This is a genomic window from Okeania sp. SIO3B5 (assembly GCF_010692555.1).
Taxonomy (GTDB): Bacteria; Cyanobacteriota; Cyanobacteriia; order Cyanobacteriales; family Microcoleaceae; genus Okeania.
In genome coordinates this window covers 1-15,303 of record NZ_JAAHHG010000225.1, presented here as the reverse complement: position 1 = coordinate 15,303, position 15,303 = coordinate 1, and the positions used below count along the sequence as shown (strand labels likewise).

The 15,303-nt window shown below is 37.3% G+C and carries 25 protein-coding genes; 16 read left to right on the top strand and 9 right to left on the bottom strand.

All coding sequences use genetic code 11. From position 1 onward, the window contains the following. Window positions 1-137: 137 nt before the first annotated feature. From F6K54_RS25030 to F6K54_RS25000, 7 genes are all read right to left on the bottom strand, one after another. Complete coding sequence (locus tag F6K54_RS25030) at window positions 138-1,571, bottom strand: transposase (RefSeq protein ID WP_293083443.1); 1,434 nt, start codon at window positions 1,569-1,571, stop codon at window positions 138-140. Between the two features lie 351 nt (window positions 1,572-1,922). Beyond that, window positions 1,923-2,186 carry a hypothetical protein gene (locus F6K54_RS25025; protein ID WP_293083440.1) on the bottom strand — a complete coding sequence of 88 codons (264 nt, stop codon included), beginning with the start codon at window positions 2,184-2,186 and terminating at the stop codon, window positions 1,923-1,925. Window positions 2,187-2,279: 93 nt separating this feature from the next. Next, the gene (locus F6K54_RS25020) at window positions 2,280-2,456 is read right to left on the bottom strand and encodes a hypothetical protein (RefSeq protein WP_293083438.1); all 177 of its coding nucleotides are present in this window, start codon (window positions 2,454-2,456) and stop codon (window positions 2,280-2,282) included. A 120-nt stretch (window positions 2,457-2,576) separates the two neighbouring features. Beyond that, window positions 2,577-3,101, bottom strand: a complete 525-nt coding sequence (locus F6K54_RS25015; protein ID WP_293083435.1) for a hypothetical protein — start codon at window positions 3,099-3,101, stop codon at window positions 2,577-2,579. Window positions 3,102-3,147: 46 nt separating this feature from the next. Next, the gene (locus F6K54_RS25010; protein WP_293083432.1) at window positions 3,148-3,360 is read right to left on the bottom strand and encodes a hypothetical protein; all 213 of its coding nucleotides are present in this window, start codon (window positions 3,358-3,360) and stop codon (window positions 3,148-3,150) included. Between the two features lie 51 nt (window positions 3,361-3,411). Then, window positions 3,412-3,831, bottom strand: coding sequence for a hypothetical protein (locus tag F6K54_RS25005; RefSeq protein WP_293083429.1), 420 nt, complete (start codon window positions 3,829-3,831; stop codon window positions 3,412-3,414). 43 nt (window positions 3,832-3,874) lie between these two features. Further along, entirely contained in the window at window positions 3,875-4,777 is a 903-nt protein-coding gene (locus tag F6K54_RS25000; protein WP_293083426.1) for a hypothetical protein, read from the bottom strand. A gap of 290 nt (window positions 4,778-5,067) precedes the next feature. Between F6K54_RS25000 and F6K54_RS24995 the strand changes: the two genes are divergently transcribed. The 5 genes from F6K54_RS24995 to F6K54_RS24975 are packed head-to-tail and all read left to right on the top strand — an operon-like array spanning window position 5,068 to window position 7,222. Further along, window positions 5,068-5,430: a hypothetical protein gene (locus tag F6K54_RS24995; RefSeq protein WP_293083424.1), complete on the top strand. Its 363-nt coding sequence runs from the start codon at window positions 5,068-5,070 to the stop codon at window positions 5,428-5,430. A 45-nt stretch (window positions 5,431-5,475) separates the two neighbouring features. Continuing rightward, the gene (locus F6K54_RS24990) at window positions 5,476-5,832 is read left to right on the top strand and encodes a hypothetical protein (protein WP_293083421.1); all 357 of its coding nucleotides are present in this window, start codon (window positions 5,476-5,478) and stop codon (window positions 5,830-5,832) included. 42 nt (window positions 5,833-5,874) lie between these two features. Beyond that, window positions 5,875-6,201, top strand: a complete 327-nt coding sequence (locus F6K54_RS24985; RefSeq protein WP_293083418.1) for a hypothetical protein — start codon at window positions 5,875-5,877, stop codon at window positions 6,199-6,201. After that, window positions 6,202-6,327: a hypothetical protein gene (locus tag F6K54_RS24980; RefSeq protein WP_293083416.1), complete on the top strand. Its 126-nt coding sequence runs from the start codon at window positions 6,202-6,204 to the stop codon at window positions 6,325-6,327. Next, a complete protein-coding gene (locus F6K54_RS24975) occupies window positions 6,314-7,222 on the top strand; it encodes a hypothetical protein (RefSeq protein ID WP_293083413.1) in 909 nt (302 codons plus the stop codon). Before F6K54_RS24980 ends, F6K54_RS24975 begins: the two co-directional genes overlap by 14 nt. Before the next feature lie 72 nt (window positions 7,223-7,294). Here the strand turns inward: F6K54_RS24975 and F6K54_RS24970 are convergent, their stop codons facing one another. Then, window positions 7,295-7,591, bottom strand: coding sequence for a hypothetical protein (locus F6K54_RS24970; protein ID WP_293083410.1), 297 nt, complete (start codon window positions 7,589-7,591; stop codon window positions 7,295-7,297). An 8-nt stretch (window positions 7,592-7,599) separates the two neighbouring features. Between F6K54_RS24970 and F6K54_RS24965 the strand changes: the two genes are divergently transcribed. The 11 genes from F6K54_RS24965 (at window position 7,600) to F6K54_RS24915 (ending at window position 14,251) form a co-directional block, all read left to right on the top strand. After that, window positions 7,600-8,190 (top strand): hypothetical protein, encoded by a 591-nt coding sequence (locus F6K54_RS24965; RefSeq protein ID WP_293083407.1) that lies wholly within the window; start codon window positions 7,600-7,602, stop codon window positions 8,188-8,190. 50 nt (window positions 8,191-8,240) lie between these two features. Then, window positions 8,241-8,837, top strand: coding sequence for a hypothetical protein (locus tag F6K54_RS24960; RefSeq protein WP_293083404.1), 597 nt, complete (start codon window positions 8,241-8,243; stop codon window positions 8,835-8,837). Further along, entirely contained in the window at window positions 8,827-9,063 is a 237-nt protein-coding gene (locus tag F6K54_RS24955) for a hypothetical protein (protein ID WP_293083401.1), read from the top strand. Before F6K54_RS24960 ends, F6K54_RS24955 begins: the two co-directional genes overlap by 11 nt. After that, the gene (locus F6K54_RS24950) at window positions 9,050-9,652 is read left to right on the top strand and encodes a hypothetical protein (protein WP_293083398.1); all 603 of its coding nucleotides are present in this window, start codon (window positions 9,050-9,052) and stop codon (window positions 9,650-9,652) included. The genes F6K54_RS24955 and F6K54_RS24950 overlap by 14 nt, the downstream gene beginning before the upstream one ends. A 3-nt stretch (window positions 9,653-9,655) precedes the next feature. Then, window positions 9,656-10,063: a hypothetical protein gene (locus F6K54_RS24945; protein WP_293083395.1), complete on the top strand. Its 408-nt coding sequence runs from the start codon at window positions 9,656-9,658 to the stop codon at window positions 10,061-10,063. Then, window positions 10,063-11,019, top strand: coding sequence for a hypothetical protein (locus F6K54_RS24940; RefSeq protein ID WP_293083392.1), 957 nt, complete (start codon window positions 10,063-10,065; stop codon window positions 11,017-11,019). The genes F6K54_RS24945 and F6K54_RS24940 overlap by 1 nt, the downstream gene beginning before the upstream one ends. Window positions 11,020-11,024: 5 nt before the next feature. Then, window positions 11,025-12,194 (top strand): hypothetical protein, encoded by a 1,170-nt coding sequence (locus F6K54_RS24935; RefSeq protein ID WP_293083390.1) that lies wholly within the window; start codon window positions 11,025-11,027, stop codon window positions 12,192-12,194. 66 nt (window positions 12,195-12,260) lie between these two features. Further along, a complete protein-coding gene (locus F6K54_RS24930) occupies window positions 12,261-12,842 on the top strand; it encodes a hypothetical protein (RefSeq protein ID WP_293083388.1) in 582 nt (193 codons plus the stop codon). A gap of 18 nt (window positions 12,843-12,860) precedes the next feature. Then, entirely contained in the window at window positions 12,861-13,481 is a 621-nt protein-coding gene (locus F6K54_RS24925) for a hypothetical protein (protein ID WP_293083385.1), read from the top strand. Then, window positions 13,481-13,861, top strand: coding sequence for a hypothetical protein (locus F6K54_RS24920; RefSeq protein ID WP_293083382.1), 381 nt, complete (start codon window positions 13,481-13,483; stop codon window positions 13,859-13,861). Before F6K54_RS24925 ends, F6K54_RS24920 begins: the two co-directional genes overlap by 1 nt. A 105-nt stretch (window positions 13,862-13,966) precedes the next feature. Continuing rightward, the gene (locus F6K54_RS24915) at window positions 13,967-14,251 is read left to right on the top strand and encodes a hypothetical protein (RefSeq protein ID WP_293083379.1); all 285 of its coding nucleotides are present in this window, start codon (window positions 13,967-13,969) and stop codon (window positions 14,249-14,251) included. A gap of 44 nt (window positions 14,252-14,295) precedes the next feature. On the opposite strand, the gene F6K54_RS24910 is transcribed toward F6K54_RS24915, so the two are convergent. After that, window positions 14,296-15,240: an aldo/keto reductase gene (locus tag F6K54_RS24910; protein WP_293083376.1), complete on the bottom strand. Its 945-nt coding sequence runs from the start codon at window positions 15,238-15,240 to the stop codon at window positions 14,296-14,298. Window positions 15,241-15,303: the final 63 nt, after the last annotated feature.

The window sequence follows — 15,303 nt, the reverse complement described above, 5'->3', positions numbered from 1 at the left end:
ACTTTCTCAAGTTGCTGAATTTGCTGTGCTGATAATTCCACATCCACACATTGAATATTATCTTCACTCTGAGGAAAAAAGGAGACAAAATTTTACTTATCTCCTAAACTATCGGGGACAATTGTAACGATCGCCTTTTAAGTACAATTGGCCTTCTTAAGCATTGGCCATAATCTTCTAAGGGCTAGGGAGATAACCTTAAAAGCAATTAAAGTTTTAAATCCTTTGGCTTTCTCAGAAGTTTCAGTATTAGGCAATTCTACATTAACTCCAGACTGAGCAGCCAAAATTAAAGCTTCTTTGCTCTGAATTGTCGCTAACTTAACAGCCTTAATCTGTAAAAGTGCCGGACTGTTAGGAGTTTCAGCCATTGAGCCTTCAATAAGCGCGATCGCTTCAATCTGCTTATCAAAGTATTTAGTAATGGCCTGAATCTTCCCCAAGTTTCCATCACTAGAATATTTGGCCAGCAACTCATCATACTTAGCACCTAACTCCTTACCAACTGGAAAGGTTGAGCGACGCGGAGGATAAACAATACATTGCCGACACCACAGCAACAACTGACTCCTAGCCTCAGAACTGCCAGAATTTCTAAAATACTGAACATCTCCAGATTGATACTGGTCTTTCCCCAATCCTAGTCGTCTTTTAAAAGCAGCCCGACTGAAAAATCTAGTAAGTGGATAAATTTGGATTAAGATAATAGTCCGGAGCTTGTAGTTAAAATTAAATTGGTCAAAGACTAAATTATAGTTCTTGAAAACTTCACTATTAACTAACTTAATTAACTTTGAACAGTAATTAAACTCTAACTCATGCACCCGGCAAAGTAACCAACTAAAGTCTTTAGTAAACTGAGAAATCTCTACATCATATTTCAGCAAACAGCTTTTGCTGTGTCGATTTTTCCAAGTCTTGCTCTGCCTGACAATTTTTCTAGGATAATCAGACAACCAAACAAACAATGATTGCAAGCCATCTTTCTTAGAAGTTTCTAAATTGGCAATTGCAGCTTCAGGAAATTCCTCAGCCAACTGTTGTCTAATCCTATTTATCAGAGGTGATTGAACTCTAATCAAAGAATTCATCTGATAATACACACTTCTAATCTCAGCAATCGGGTCAGGCTGGAAATCCAAAAAATATTCTGGTTGCTCCCAATGTTTCCAGGCATAAGCAGCCAAAGCCAGTGCATCAGCTTGGTCATTTTTGTTAGGCAGTCGTTCAGACCGTCGGGTAAAAACCGACTCTTGGTGACCAACCCACCGAACCTCAATTCCTACATACTCAGCAACGATCGCCCAAACTTTGGCGTAATGAATTCCCGTAGGTTCCAAGACCAAACAATCAGCCTTAACTTTTGCCTTAGCCAGCTCGCGATCGCCAAGTAAGTAAGCTTCAAAATCTGCTAAACTAGATTTATTGGCATGAAAAGTCAAGGGGTCTGGTTTAGATTTTGAAAATTTACGCTTTTCATTACTAAATATTTGCTTGAGCTTTCCTGGTTGTTCCACCAATTCCCAACAAACCAGAGAACTTTTACAAACATCCCCACCAATTATTCTCATATTAAATTTTCAAGGTTCTGTTTATCTTGGGTTTTAGCTGTTTCAAACTGGCATCAATAGCTCAGGAATCACCCGAAAATGATTAATTCAATTCACTCTTAAAGCCTCTACCAGCTTAAGCCAAAAGCAAGGTAAACTCATGAAGATAAAAAAACTTTTACAGTTCACTTCAATATTAAAGTTTATGCCTTGCCAATGACTTAATCAACTGCGGTTTAACCCACAGCAGGCGACTTGGGGAGCTACCCCGCACCGCAACTTTCAGGCGTGAAAGTTTCTTGGGAATTTCACCCAGACAATTTTACCCGACCCTGGTAAAGTGCCCTAACAATTAGTTAGTCATCAGGCGGTTTATTGCTCATCATCAAAGAAAAGTTTTTCAATAACTTTATTTGCTTCTCCTTTAGCTAGAGAAATGGTAAAAGTATTCTTACCTGTGTAGAAAAAATCGCTGTCGTCACACATTGACTCATAATGATTAAGAGCTAAAACTTTTTTGCCAAATACTAGCGTTAAATGTTCTTTATCTTTCCATGGAGAAGAAGTAACACTTAACAGATAAGACGCATTAATATAAACATAATGTAACTCTTCTTCCTGGGTAAATACAAACACTAAAAAGGTAACACCTTTTGATTTTTTTAGTTTAATATTTATAAAAGTAGCTTTTGTGTGAAAGATCCTTTTCATAAAAAATTAATCAAAAATTCACCCACCTATAATAATTTTATCAAACCTAATTGAAAAATTAAAAATATCTTCAACCTCCCAAATTCTACCTTCAACAAAATCAATTGGCTCTGGCAGCCAAAAGTTAAATTCAACAGAAAATCTATAATCGTTAATTCTTAAGACATAACGATTATGAATGTCTAATTCATCCATCAGTTATCTTTTTAAATCCCTGTGTTAGTTAAAGATGTCTAGTGAGCTGTCTAGTGTCTAGTAGAGAGCTTGCTAGACACATAGATTAAGCAAATAGGCCAATTAATAAATCAGAAGTAACTAATTAGTATCTGTTTCTTTTTGGTCGCTTTTATCTTCCGCTTCCCCTTCTGAGGGAAAAACCATTGGAAGTTTTAAATGAGATAACTGTTCTTTTTCCTCTTTTAAATCTTCACTTCCTTTTATCATAGTAAAAGCTTCTAAGAAGTTGCAAAACTCTGGAAAAATTCCAGTAGTTTTCATTTTTTCTATCAAAGTATCCAGTTTATCTTCTGCTCCAAACAAAAATTTCAAAGCTTCTTCTTTCTGAGTTATTTTGAATTTAAGTCTATCTATTTGTCCGCAGAGTTTTTGGAATCTTTGTGTTTTTTCTCTTAACTCTGGGATAGAATATTGAACACCCATATGAAACAAAGCTTTTTTGTAAATATCAGGACGGCCAGCAGAAATAGCTTGAGCAATGTTTATCTTTGCTACGTCTATTTCAAAGGCAGGTACGCGACCAACTTCGTAGGAAAATTCCACTTCAGAACTTAGAAGAGAGTCATCATCACATTTGTGATTATATTGAATCCTTTGCTTCATTTTTTGCATAAGTTCTAGATGCTCCGTAAATTAATAACGATGTAACTTATTTTCGATATTTTGGCAGTAAATTAGACAGATTACTTCGTAGTTTCTTTAACAACTTATTAGCCATTTCATTGCCTGGATAAAAATTCAACCAAAGTAACAAAGCTTGGCAAATAACAAACATATCCAAAGCAGAAATTTGCACAGAAATAATTGGTACTTTTGCTAACTTTTGCAGCACAAACTGACGCGAAACTTGAAGGTTTTGCATGATGAACCTCTGATGGTAATTAATTAAAAGCGTTCAACTGTTTGGGGGAAACTACCCAGGAGGCGATCGCTCCCGACAAATACTCACAAAATTGTTGCGATCGCAACATCTGCCAAAGGCCAATTTGCTGACTATCGGTATAGGACTAACTACCAACGCCCTTCGTTCTGGACTACTGGCAGTGGCAGGCTGTTTATAAACTTGGCAATAGATAGGTTTAAATCTTAAGTGTTGGAAATCACCAACTCCCAAATTAACCACTAATTTTTCATACAAAACTTTTCCAGCACTTTGAACTACTGCTGAAATATTTCCATCACCAACCAAGTCTAAAGTGCTGGAACTTTCTTTTAATTTGGCCAAGACCGCAGCAACATTGACCGTCGCTGGTAATTTTGGTTTTGGCCGTGGTCTTGGTTGTGGTTGTGGTTGTGGCCTTTCCACTTGTGCGATCGCCTGAATGATGGGCAATTTCTCATAAGTATATTCGGAGTAAGCCTTCTCCCAAGTATCCCTAAGTCGGAGGTCGCCGTACTTGGCCTTTATCTCCAGGTGAGATATCCCCAGTTGGGTGAAAAACTTCCGGTATTGATGAACTGTCTGTGGTTGTGTCATAATTAAACTCATTAACATATTTTTCCTGGACTAAAGCCTCTAGGTCTTCTTCCCAAGCTTTAATCTCTGGTGTGTTTGACAAACAAACTTTTTTAGTTTTTTCAGACTCTGGCTCGGCTGCTGTTTCGGTATCCGGGCCAGAGTCGTCTTTTGGCTGCAAAAAACCTTCCACAATTTCTTTGAGCAACTCTTCTGGCTTTATTCCCCTCTCTCTAGCCTGAACCTTCACTTTGTCCAAAAGTTCTCTAGGTAGTTTTATTGAGCCTAAAGGGGCTGTAGTTTCCCCAACAATAGTATTTTCTATGTAACTTGCTGTGATGGGTTGGGATAAATGCTTTGCCTTGTCCAATACTTCCTGCCAGCAGTTCGTAGTTTCATCAGCTTCCTCGCTGACTTGTCTGGCAGAACTAGCTAATCTTGTAGCTTGAGATACGTTGTCTGGCAGTTCGGTAAATCCTTCCAACATCAGCCTCCAAGATGTTTGAGCAGCTTTAATGACTTGTTTGACGTAATGGACTGATTTTTTTAGTCCTTTAACACAGTATTGTTTGAAGGTTTTGAAGCCTAAATTTTCATACAGTTTATAGAGTTGAAAAGCTCTCAAAGCCATGCCCTCTTTGATATAGGCATATCTATCAGCCAGCATATCTATTTCCAGAGTGGCGATCGCATCACTGCCTTCTCTCCAGGTATTGTTCCAAAACAGGTCACAAAATTTGTCTAGATAGCTGTCGGCCCAGTTGGGAAGTTCCGGGTCGTTAAAAGGAATCTCGAATTTGTGGTCACACAGATTTCCAATCATAAAAAAGTAAGAAAAAGTCAGGTTACTAAGTAAGGGGTGAATTTAGGAGATAAAAGCCTCACCCCGGAAAAAAACCATTAATTATTTATTGAGAAAATGACGGCTATGTCAGTTAGTAGATAGGAATTAACCGTTTGGACGCTCCGGTTAGGCATCACCTCCTTTTGTTTGTCCGAGCTGTTAAGCCCGTTTTTTATTTATCACATCATTGTAATGCAGATATTTTCTCATGTCAATATCTGCGTTATAATATTTGCATTACAAATTGCTACACTAAAGGATAAAATTGCATGAATATCGAAAATGAAAAAAGCAAAACACAGAGAACACGGAGAAATGAAGGACACTTCAGTAACAGTGAGGATGACTTCAACAGCAGCACAGGGGTTGATGAACCAAGCAACCAGCCTGGGGTTAAGTCGGTCGGACTTGATGGAAAAAATTGGCAGGGGGGAGATTCCATTAAACCTTTCGTCTGTGGAGCATTTGGGAAAATTCTCGATCGCTTAATTGACTCTTGGGAAGACCGGAAAAAAGAAGCTAAAGACTGTCTAGCCTGGTACAACGCGCAAGTAGACAAGTGCGACAATGAAATTGAGCTTTTAAGGCTCATAAAAAACGACCTTGTTCAAGCTCCCACAGAAGAAAAGTAAATCCAGGGTGCCGATCGCAGCAATGCGGTCGGTAATTTTTATGCAATGAAAATCCTACATCAACAATTCGTCAAAATAACCACCGGGGAATTTAGTGGGAAAATATTCCAACTCAACCATTACCACCAACACCTACACCTAGCCTACTTCCCCGGTCCCCCCGAACAACTCATCAGCATCGAGGAGCTAGAATTAGTTCCCCTGCCATTCCCCTACTGGAGAACCAAGGGGGAAGGAATGATAGTGTGGGTAGATAAACCCAATAGTAAAAGATGTGATATTTTACCCATCTCAGAGCAAATCTCCCTATCAGCAAGTAGGGTATTAAAGTTAAAAACTCACATCAAACTTCATAAAGAACAGCTCAAAAAATCTCGCAGAAAAATCGGTACAGTAGAATAATCAGACGACCAACTATACCGCTTTTTAGAAAGAGAAAGAGTCATGGAGTCAAAGCTATCCGCACTACTAGGTACTATCATCCCCATCACTAAACCTAACAAAAATACCATCCTAAAATTAGAGCAAGAATTTATTACTAAAAACCGCCCTAAAATCGCGGGAGGAAATATTGCAGCACCACGGGAGGAAATATTGCAAACAACACAATCACAAGAAAAACTAATATTTCCTCCCACGACTAAACTAAAGAAAAAGCCTGGTAGACCTAGAGGTGCAAAAAACACAATTTCTGCTAGTGGTTGGATAGACCATAGAAAAGCAAAGGATGGCTCAGATACTATTTATTATTGCCATCATATTTGCAAATAGTTGGTAGATAAAACAGAAATTTCCGCAGGAAAGTTACCAGAAATTGAACATTTAATTCAAGAAAATTATCCGATTAATCAAATCAAAGAATATTTATTAGGGAGTATGGTTGATGAAGTACGCTGAATCATTATTATTGGGTGGTCAATTAATAAGTGCTGATGAAGCACACCGAGATAGTTATAAAGAATTACTTTGTGTGTGTCCATTCTCCAAGAAGGAAGTTTTCGTAGAAGACTCAAAAAAAATTACTCCTCGGTGGGGAAGAATTGTCCCGGTTGGCCCTATCTGGAAACATTCTGAAAAAATTGACGCGATCGCATTGGATGAATGTCAGAGAATGAATAAATATTATGAGTCTAAAAAGGACATGGCTAACGATGTGGCTAGGACTCTCCGCTTAAGCCTCTTGAAACCTTACCTTTGGGAATTAATTCTCTCATCTGCAATCTTAGACAATTCTCCTAAATTAGAAAACTATGAGTACCCCCAGGAAGACAGGTTGATGGTGTGGTTTGACGAACATGTTGAAAAGCTTTGCAATAGCCAACCTTATCAAGTAAGGGTGAGACAGGAATGCGAGAACCTGTATAAAACGTGCATCAAAAAAACTCTAGAAAATAACCACAACCAGTCATTTGAAAAAATCGCAGGAATCTACGACAACCATAGCCATAGAATTTATGGGCAGCAAATTGCCAGCGAAGTTTTGGAGTGTGTGTTAGCAACTTGGGAACCAGACGATATCCGCAAATTAATCTACATAGCAGCCAATAATGACGTGTATTCAGCAGCTCGAAGTGCTGCCAGCCTTCTGTCGGGAGTTGTAAAATATGAGTCTGGACAACCAAAGGAAGCTGAGTTTGTGGATTTATGGGTTGAAGATAAATATTTAGGTATGAATAAAATTCCAGAACTTACCAGACAATCCTCCTACCTCGCCAAAATATACAAATCTAGTTTAGCGGCAGTTGATAAAATGTTTACTCTTACTACTCTCCTTTCCCTAAAAGTTGAGTGATTATTATTATCAAATATTAATAATCACTGGTTTAGTGTCTAGTAATTACTAGACACCATAACAGACAACCTTTTAAATACTTACTTGACTTGCTGTAAGTGCTTCAATTTCTTCTTGTGTCAGATTTACCAATCCTTGGAAATTTACATTAATATCCCATTCCAAAGTATTGCCAAATACTGTTGCATATTGACCCTTCGGATACTTAAAGTGAACTTCATTTGAGGCTGCTTTCCATGACGCAACAAAAGGTTCTAACCATTCAATTACGCTTCCATCGCCAAGGTTCCTCCACTCATGTTCTGCGGATAAAATTAGCGGAATATCCATGTTTGTTGCATTTTGAATTGGCAGAATCAACTTTTCCATTGTTTCTTGTGAAAAAGCTGCATACAAAATGGGGTTCTGAAAATTGGGGTTTTCCTAAAGCATCAGAGTATCTATACAATTTAGGCCAATATGGCTATCTTAATTTGTTTGACCCCTATTTGCTTAGAGATTCGGAAATACTGTACTCAGATATTAGATATCAAGTAGGTGTTTCTTTTGATGGTAGTTTTTCAGGAATTGACATTGCAGAAATAAATGGTGGTTACTCTGGAGTAATTAGTTATTTTGAAGAGGAAAATACTGAATCATTACGGGAAAATTCAGGGAGTGAAAATGTAGGCACAACAGCTACAAGAATTTTAACCTCTAGAAACAACAGAAAAATATTATTCGTCTGTAACAATGCCAGCTCTAGACTACATTTTCAATTTTCTAACTCTGCATCAGCGGTTAGTCTTAATAGTCCTTTTCTAGAACCTGGTGAAAGTTTGTCAATTGAATTTGATAAGGCTGCCTGGAGTGGAGGGAATAGTCACAATTGGATAATGGGAGCGACTAAGTACTATATAGGATTGTCTTTATACGGTATCAGAGAATCAAGTAATGGCAATATTACTTTCCAAGAATTTTATGGCTAACAACTAATTAGTTTAAAAAAAACAGAATGTTGCTGAGAAGCTAATATTTTATGGCAAAGGGCAAAAAAGGGAGAAAAGGGAGAAAAAATCAGGGGAAAGGAATATCTGAAAACATTGAATCCGAACTGCGAGAAGTCACGCTTGGATGGGAAAAAGCAGGAATAGGAGCCAGCGTCACTTTTTCTGGAGACACTCTTGTTATTAGCTTAGGAATTGGAATTGCAGCAGTTGAGTATGACTTGGGAGAGCCAAATAACTCAACCGTTAGCTATGCTTTTGATTTATACGAAATTTCAGGAGAACGTGATGGGTGTACGGTAACTTTAGAGTATCGCATTGCTGGAGCTTTGGTAAAAACAGAAACACGAAGAATTCCTAATTGTGAAGATGAGAAAGAGCAGGAAGAGGACAAGCAAGACCAGCCTTTGGAAGACGATCCAGGAGAAGAAGGGGGGCAAAGTTCCTCTGACGATCCGCCGGGTAACTTATGGGATACGGGATATTATTTGTTAGGGCTAGCTTTTAATAGAAAAACAGTAAGTGTTGTCAAAACTCCCTTATATTTTATCTATATTTACAGGGACTTTATAAATCCTGCGGGGAGAATTATAGAAGATGAGGATGGTAGGACTGCTATTGCCTTTTAACATAAAAGCTCTTTATAAAGTTCAAAAAGTCAAGAAAAAAGGAGGCAAGGGGGCTGTAGAGGTTGAGGAGCAAGAATTAAATACCACTGAACCCATGGAAACTTTATTACCCAAGTTTATGCAAAACTCTTCACAACCTTATTTCGCAGAAGTATACAATGATGAAGAACCAAATTTAATTGAACAATTAACTGATAATCAACTTAACAATAATGGAAACGATTAATCAACAAAAAAACTACTGTTTTATAGGAGACGGATTTGTTGGCAAGTCTGTATATATCCAAGACGTTGCCAGGGCTAGTGTACCTGGCTTACCTATCAACGATGTTGCTGTCAAGAGATTGCTTAATCATTTTCAAAGATATGACATTATTTTTTTCAGTTGTGGGTATCCTCTTATGGGGTGTAAAGTTATTGAAGCCATTAAAAAACTCCAAGTCAATGTTGTCAGTGAGAGGTTAATCCCTTATCATTTAATGCCAGAATCTAAAGGATTTTACGGTAAAGATTTCTGGAAAAGTTTATCACTAGAAAACATAAATTTATTGTTTAATAATTGGGTGGAAATGCTTAATTACTACTGCCAAGAATATCCCAATATTGTGTTATTGCCTTTGGCTGCTCATTACTACGATAAAATATTAAATATACCAAACAAAGCAATGAAGGTATTAGAGCAGTTTGAAAAAGTAGTAGATATATCTCCTTTGAATAATGCTAAAGAAGATGATTATACAGACAAATTTGGACATTTATCTGAAACAGCTTGGATTGGGATAGAGTCCAATGTATTAACATGGTTGAAAAAATAAATTATGGCATTTAAAAATCATAAAATAAAGCCTTATGGAAAACCTGATTTATCTAATGCTAATCAGACTTCTAATCCTAAGACTGATGAGCAAAAAGTACAAGCAATTGCTGATTACTTAGAAGCGAAATTAAAGGGTCGAATTGTTCATAATATGGGCAAGAATGAGTTGCTAATTCAGAGGTTTATTGATGCTTTAGGAAAAGACAAGGAAGATTTGAAGCAATATGCAGATAATATTAAAACTAATTTTAGTAAAACTTCTACAACAGCTAAAAACAAGCCCGACATAGACAAAGACCAGCAACCAGAATTAAAGAAAGTTTCTCGCAGTAAAAATATAGAAATTGAAGTACCAGGAGGTAAAGAGTTTGGCAAAAACAATAAAAATAACAACAAAGGGAAGAAATAATGGTATCTATCTTGATAGAAACTTTGAGCAGCGCTGTTACTAGCGAAGAATCGGTAGATATTAATTGGTTGAAAGAAGTAGGTAGTCCTTTAGTTAATTGGTTGAAACGACCAATAGCTAGTGCTGGAAACTTTTTAAATAAAGTAGTAGAAGGTGGCAAAGCTGTAATAGAAAGCATCCAAAAAGGTACATTTGGTAAAATATTCAACCAATGGGCAAAAGAAGACCCGCTAGCAGCAGCAGCGGGAACTATTGCCACAGGATTAGCAGCAGGAGTACTTTTAATTGTTGGTGGTGCTGCTGTGGGGTGGGTTGCTGGTGGGGTTGGTACAGCTGTAGGTAGTTTAGGTGTTGGCGGGGGGTTGGTTGCTGGTGCAACTTTAGGGGGATTAGCTTCTGGTATTTTAACTACTGCTGAAACTATCTACGATTTCAACCTGCAAATATCTGACAAACAAATCATGAAAGACATTGAGGCTGCTATTGATAATCTTTACGGGCCAGCGGGAGAATTTATTGGGAGGCAGATAGCAACGATGGCTGTGGGAGGATTAAGCTCTCCACCAAAAGTACAGATAAATATAGATACTATGGCTTTACTCTGGGAATTAAAGCCAGAGATTAGGCAAGAATTATTGCAGAATGTAAGTAACTTTGCATTTCAAGGTATCCAAACTGGGTTAACTATTGCGATTAAATATGCTTTCCTGCACGGGCGACAGGCAATTAAAAAATTGTGGAAAAAATCGCCAAAAGTTATCAGAAAACTTGTACCAGGATTAGATAAAGCGATCGCTACTTGGGGGGACGATGGAAAGGAACCTTGGAGTTTGGAGGATGGAGTCAATACTCAGGTAGAGAAAATCGATGACAAACGATTAAGAGCTGCTACGGAAGGTTTGCTGTCTGGGTTGTGGCAAGGTTTTAGCGATTCTATTGAAATAGTTGCTTATTAAAGAATATGGTCAATCAAGAGACTTGGGAAAGACAAATACTAAATTCCCTCAAACATATTAGAAAAACTACGATTGCTGGTAATTTAGGCAGTAGTCAGGATATTAATGACCGGACTACTTGGGAGCTTTATGAATATACATCTAATAAAGATTTAGACCAAAAACAGAGGTATTATCTAGCTGGCCCAGAATGGTCAATCATCCTACAGTCAAGCCTTTTGAAAGCTGGCCATGATATGCTTGGCGATCGCCTGGGATTTACCATTAATTTTGAGAAATGGTTTGAAGATTTTGAGTATGAGTTCCAGAAAAACTTGCCTTCGACTAAGAAACCAGCAGCGAGTAAGTTTAAGCCTTGGGGAAGGGAAGTAGCTAATAGACCTAAAAAGTTAAATTTACTTACTAAGGAACAAGCTAGGTTAAAAGGTTATATGGTAATTCGGTTTTGGAAAGACCGGGAAATTGAGAATGATTCAAAGATTTTAACGGGAACTTATACTGAGTTGAGAAAACAGTTGTTAGAGGAAATTAAAGAACCGTTAAGTCCTGGAAATAATTTCCTTCATATTCCGCCAGATAAAATAATGCGTCGTACTCAGCCCAGGGTATTTATGTACTTCCTGGAAGATATGGCAGATGTAGAACCTGGTTATTCTCCTGTTGCTGGAGAAATTGGATTCAGAATTATGGACAAATCTGATTCTCGAGAGTCACCTTTACCCAAAATCACCAAAGCTGACTTATCAGAATTAGCTACTAAAATTAAATCTTCTTTTTGGAACAATGGTGGCTATGTGTGGAAAAAGGGAAAAAACATGTACCCATATACTATGTGGGCGCAGGGTTATCAACTTCAATTATTGTGTAGAAATAAAATTGTCGCTAAAGAAATTGTGAATAAAGTTTTGGCAATTCAAGGTCACGCATATAACTCTAAATACTTCACAAATAATTTGCCAGAAGAACCAGAAAAAAATTATCCCATTATCCCAAAAAAAATCAATGTGTTAGGAGAGGAAGTCAAGGAACCTCGCTATAGACCTATAGCAGATGTTAAATTCCAATACGCTACAATTTTTCTACAAAATTGGCCACAAATAATTACTTTGGTCAGTGACAAAGGAGAAATTTTGCCTAATCTTGTAAATTCGCAAAAATTAGCTCAGGAAGGTTAACCTTCCTAGTGTAAAACCCAGCAATTTTTGAGGTAAAAATAGAAGATAGTCAATAAGCAAAAATAAATGGCTAAATTATCAACCAAACTTATGAGGTTAAAACGGCAATTAGCCGTAGCTGAAGCAAGAGAAGAATATAAACAGCAAGCTTTAAAGGAAAAAATTGAACAAGGCGCTACTACGGCTTACCAAGGTAAAGGCGAAATGATTCAATATTACGTGCCTTCCATTACTGACCCAGATGAATTGTATATAAAAGTATCAGTTCCTGAAGCAAGCCTAGTTCAAATTTTAGGGGGAGCGGAAGAAATTAATTTAACGAGTATTGGTGGAACATTAAGTTTGCCATCAAATAAAGCTTTTGCTTATCAACGAGGATTTGCCAACCACTATTGCAGCATTAAGGTCGTACACAAACGAGCTACTGCCGTAGCCAAGCTTACACCTTGGGGAACCAGGGTAGTTGATTACAACAATGAAATAGCTGGTCAAAAGAGTCGTCAACTTCCTGTAGGTGGTTCCAGCATAAAGGATATAAATTTACTTTGGAAGACAATAGATAACGAGGTTGTTTCCACTGCTAAACCATGCGCTATTTACTTTTTGGGACCAGCGGACTCTGTTATTGATAGTAAAACCTTAGAATAGTAAAGTTAAAAAAACAAAATGGCACAAACCAAAGATTCAGTATATTTAAAAGAAAAAATTGCTCAAGAAGAAGCAAGATTAGCAGCTTTAGCTGCTAAAAAAACAGATCCCAATTCACAAACTCCCTATATTCCTCAAGGGGAGACGATAGACGTGTTAGTTCCGTCTTTTCAAAAGCCAGGAGAACTGTACTATATAGTTCGAGACACCAAGGAATCTATTAAAAAAGTCTGTGGAAACGTTGATGCTGCTGGATTGGCAAAAATTGGCTGTTTGCCACTTGATGCAGACATTGGCGCTGCTACAAAAATTAAAAACAAATACGCTACAGATAAATATCCTAGAGTTCAAATTGTTCATGGCATAGGTACTCCTACAAGGCAAACAACAGCATGGGGTACGAGTTGGATAAAAGATTACAGCGAAGAAAGTGACGGACAATCTCACCGATTAATCCCTTTTGGGTTTAATCCAGCATTAACAGGAACTCCAAGTTTTGACGACGTCTATGATTGGTTTCTTGCACAATTTAAACAAACCACACCTGAAGGACCTTTGGCTTCAGTTTTAGGAACTAATGGTAGGGCTAGTCTTATTTTAGGGAAAAATGATGTTATAGCATCAATTAAACGAGGTTAATGATCGACCAAGCAATAGTTAATAGTGAAAATTGGGCTTTAAGTTTTTATCAAAAATATGAAGCTGTTTATAAAGCGCCAAACCAGTATTATCCTATTGACCCAATCATAATTCCTATTACTTTTCAAACTCCTAATGTTGTAGTGCAACCTTTTAATCCCACTGTTCCTAGCTATTGGTGGCTAGGTGCATATTTAGAGGTCTTAATAAACATTCCAAATATTGACAGTAATGTTATTGCCTACAACCAAAATCTCAAAATTAATAATAAAACTTTAATTCAACTGCCTACTGAGGTTAGCTATTTTTTAAAGTTTATTATCCCTACGAGAATGAGTGAAATAACTTTGTATATTTGGGAATACATTAAACCACAATAAAATTAAGTTTTTTAAATTAGTAATTGGAATCAAAGAGAAAATATCTGGAAATTATTTTCTTAAAAAATTAATTTTAAAAAATATTATTAACAAAGGTTGGCAAGAATGGCTCCTGAAACAGTTGTCACTATTGGTATGATATCTACTTTTATAGCCGTAATTGTTGGCAGTTGGGGAGTTTTTAGATACATTGGGAAGATAGAAAACAAAATTGAAAGGAATCGTCAAGATATCAATAATTTAGGCGATGTTGTGAGGAGAAAAGACAAAAGTATTCTTCGACACATGAATGATCATTGCACTTATATTGGTGATATTGAAAGTTATTTAGCAGAACACATGGAATATCGACCTCATACTAAAAGGTATATTTCAGATGAGGATTTGTGATTCTTTTAAGCCTTTGCAATGCCCAAAATGCCAAAGTACTGATATTACAAAAGGGCATTGTGAATATTGGTGTAACAATTGTGGCTATCATTGGCCTCGAACAAATACCGTGGGGATTCAATATGAGAAACTTTTCTAGCTCCAATTATAGGAATTACACCTTTATTTAATAACCAACTTAAAGCAACTTGTGACGAACTTTTTCCTATTTCTTCTGCAACTTTATCTACTTCTTGGGCAATACTCAAATTGCGACCGCTCTGATTCACAAAATCTTTCATCATTTCATTGTCTAGTCTGCGCTCTTCTTCTACTGCGTTAGCTTTGGTATATTTCCCAGTCAACCAACCACTAGCTAGAGGCGACCACGCAGTTACTCCAATATCCAAAGTATTAGCCATCGGCAAAAGTTCTCTTTCTGGAGTTCGTTGAATCAGACTATACTCAATTTGTAAACCAATAAATTGTGTCCAACCCCGTAATTCAGCCAAAGTATTGCATTGAGAAACAACCCAAGCAGGAGCATCGGAAATACCAATGTATAATACTTTTCCTGCTCTAACTAAATCGTCAAATGCCCGCATTACTTCCTCCGGTGGGGTCATAAAATCCCAGGCGTGCAACCATAAAACATCGATATAGTCAGTATTAAGACGTTTGAGACTAGCTTCTACCGACTGCACCATATTTTTGCGTTGGTTTCCGCCACCATTTGGATTATTATCGCCAAAACCATTGGTATATTTAGTGGCTAAAACAACTGCTTCTCTTTTGTCGGCAATAAACTCACCGAGAAATTTCTCACTTGTACCGTTGGTGTAAATATTAGCAGTATCAATAAAATTACCGCCAGCTTCACGGAAGACTTGATAAATTCTTTGACTTTCTTCTTGAGAAGAACCCCAACCCCAGTCTTCGCCAAATGTCATTGTGCCCAAGCATAGCTCGGATACTCTGAGTCCACTTTTTCCTAATAATTTGTATTGCATCTTGTTATGTACTCCGAAATAGTTAAGTGAGTGAAATTAGTCAATCAAACAATATCTATGATA

What these genes read in the sequence shown, in the direction of transcription:
- F6K54_RS25030 (WP_293083443.1), bottom strand. Translation starts at nt 1,571, where the DNA reads ATGAGAATAATTGGTGGGGATGTTTGTAAAAGTTCTCTGGTTTGTTGG.
- F6K54_RS25020 (WP_293083438.1), bottom strand. Translation starts at nt 2,456, where the DNA reads ATGGATGAATTAGACATTCATAATCGTTATGTCTTAAGAATTAACGAT.
- F6K54_RS25015 (WP_293083435.1), bottom strand. Translation starts at nt 3,101, where the DNA reads ATGAAGCAAAGGATTCAATATAATCACAAATGTGATGATGACTCTCTT.
- F6K54_RS25010 (WP_293083432.1), bottom strand. Translation starts at nt 3,360, where the DNA reads ATGCAAAACCTTCAAGTTTCGCGTCAGTTTGTGCTGCAAAAGTTAGCA.
- F6K54_RS25000 (WP_293083426.1), bottom strand. Translation starts at nt 4,777, where the DNA reads ATGATTGGAAATCTGTGTGACCACAAATTCGAGATTCCTTTTAACGAC.
- F6K54_RS24995 (WP_293083424.1), top strand. Translation starts at nt 5,068, where the DNA reads ATGAATATCGAAAATGAAAAAAGCAAAACACAGAGAACACGGAGAAAT.
- F6K54_RS24990 (WP_293083421.1), top strand. Translation starts at nt 5,476, where the DNA reads ATGAAAATCCTACATCAACAATTCGTCAAAATAACCACCGGGGAATTT.
- F6K54_RS24985 (WP_293083418.1), top strand. Translation starts at nt 5,875, where the DNA reads ATGGAGTCAAAGCTATCCGCACTACTAGGTACTATCATCCCCATCACT.
- F6K54_RS24975 (WP_293083413.1), top strand. Translation starts at nt 6,314, where the DNA reads ATGAAGTACGCTGAATCATTATTATTGGGTGGTCAATTAATAAGTGCT.
- F6K54_RS24970 (WP_293083410.1), bottom strand. Translation starts at nt 7,591, where the DNA reads ATGGAAAAGTTGATTCTGCCAATTCAAAATGCAACAAACATGGATATT.
- F6K54_RS24960 (WP_293083404.1), top strand. Translation starts at nt 8,241, where the DNA reads ATGGCAAAGGGCAAAAAAGGGAGAAAAGGGAGAAAAAATCAGGGGAAA.
- F6K54_RS24950 (WP_293083398.1), top strand. Translation starts at nt 9,050, where the DNA reads ATGGAAACGATTAATCAACAAAAAAACTACTGTTTTATAGGAGACGGA.
- F6K54_RS24945 (WP_293083395.1), top strand. Translation starts at nt 9,656, where the DNA reads ATGGCATTTAAAAATCATAAAATAAAGCCTTATGGAAAACCTGATTTA.
- F6K54_RS24940 (WP_293083392.1), top strand. Translation starts at nt 10,063, where the DNA reads ATGGTATCTATCTTGATAGAAACTTTGAGCAGCGCTGTTACTAGCGAA.
- F6K54_RS24935 (WP_293083390.1), top strand. Translation starts at nt 11,025, where the DNA reads ATGGTCAATCAAGAGACTTGGGAAAGACAAATACTAAATTCCCTCAAA.
- F6K54_RS24930 (WP_293083388.1), top strand. Translation starts at nt 12,261, where the DNA reads ATGGCTAAATTATCAACCAAACTTATGAGGTTAAAACGGCAATTAGCC.
- F6K54_RS24925 (WP_293083385.1), top strand. Translation starts at nt 12,861, where the DNA reads ATGGCACAAACCAAAGATTCAGTATATTTAAAAGAAAAAATTGCTCAA.
- F6K54_RS24920 (WP_293083382.1), top strand. Translation starts at nt 13,481, where the DNA reads ATGATCGACCAAGCAATAGTTAATAGTGAAAATTGGGCTTTAAGTTTT.
- F6K54_RS24915 (WP_293083379.1), top strand. Translation starts at nt 13,967, where the DNA reads ATGGCTCCTGAAACAGTTGTCACTATTGGTATGATATCTACTTTTATA.
- F6K54_RS24910 (WP_293083376.1), bottom strand. Translation starts at nt 15,240, where the DNA reads ATGCAATACAAATTATTAGGAAAAAGTGGACTCAGAGTATCCGAGCTA.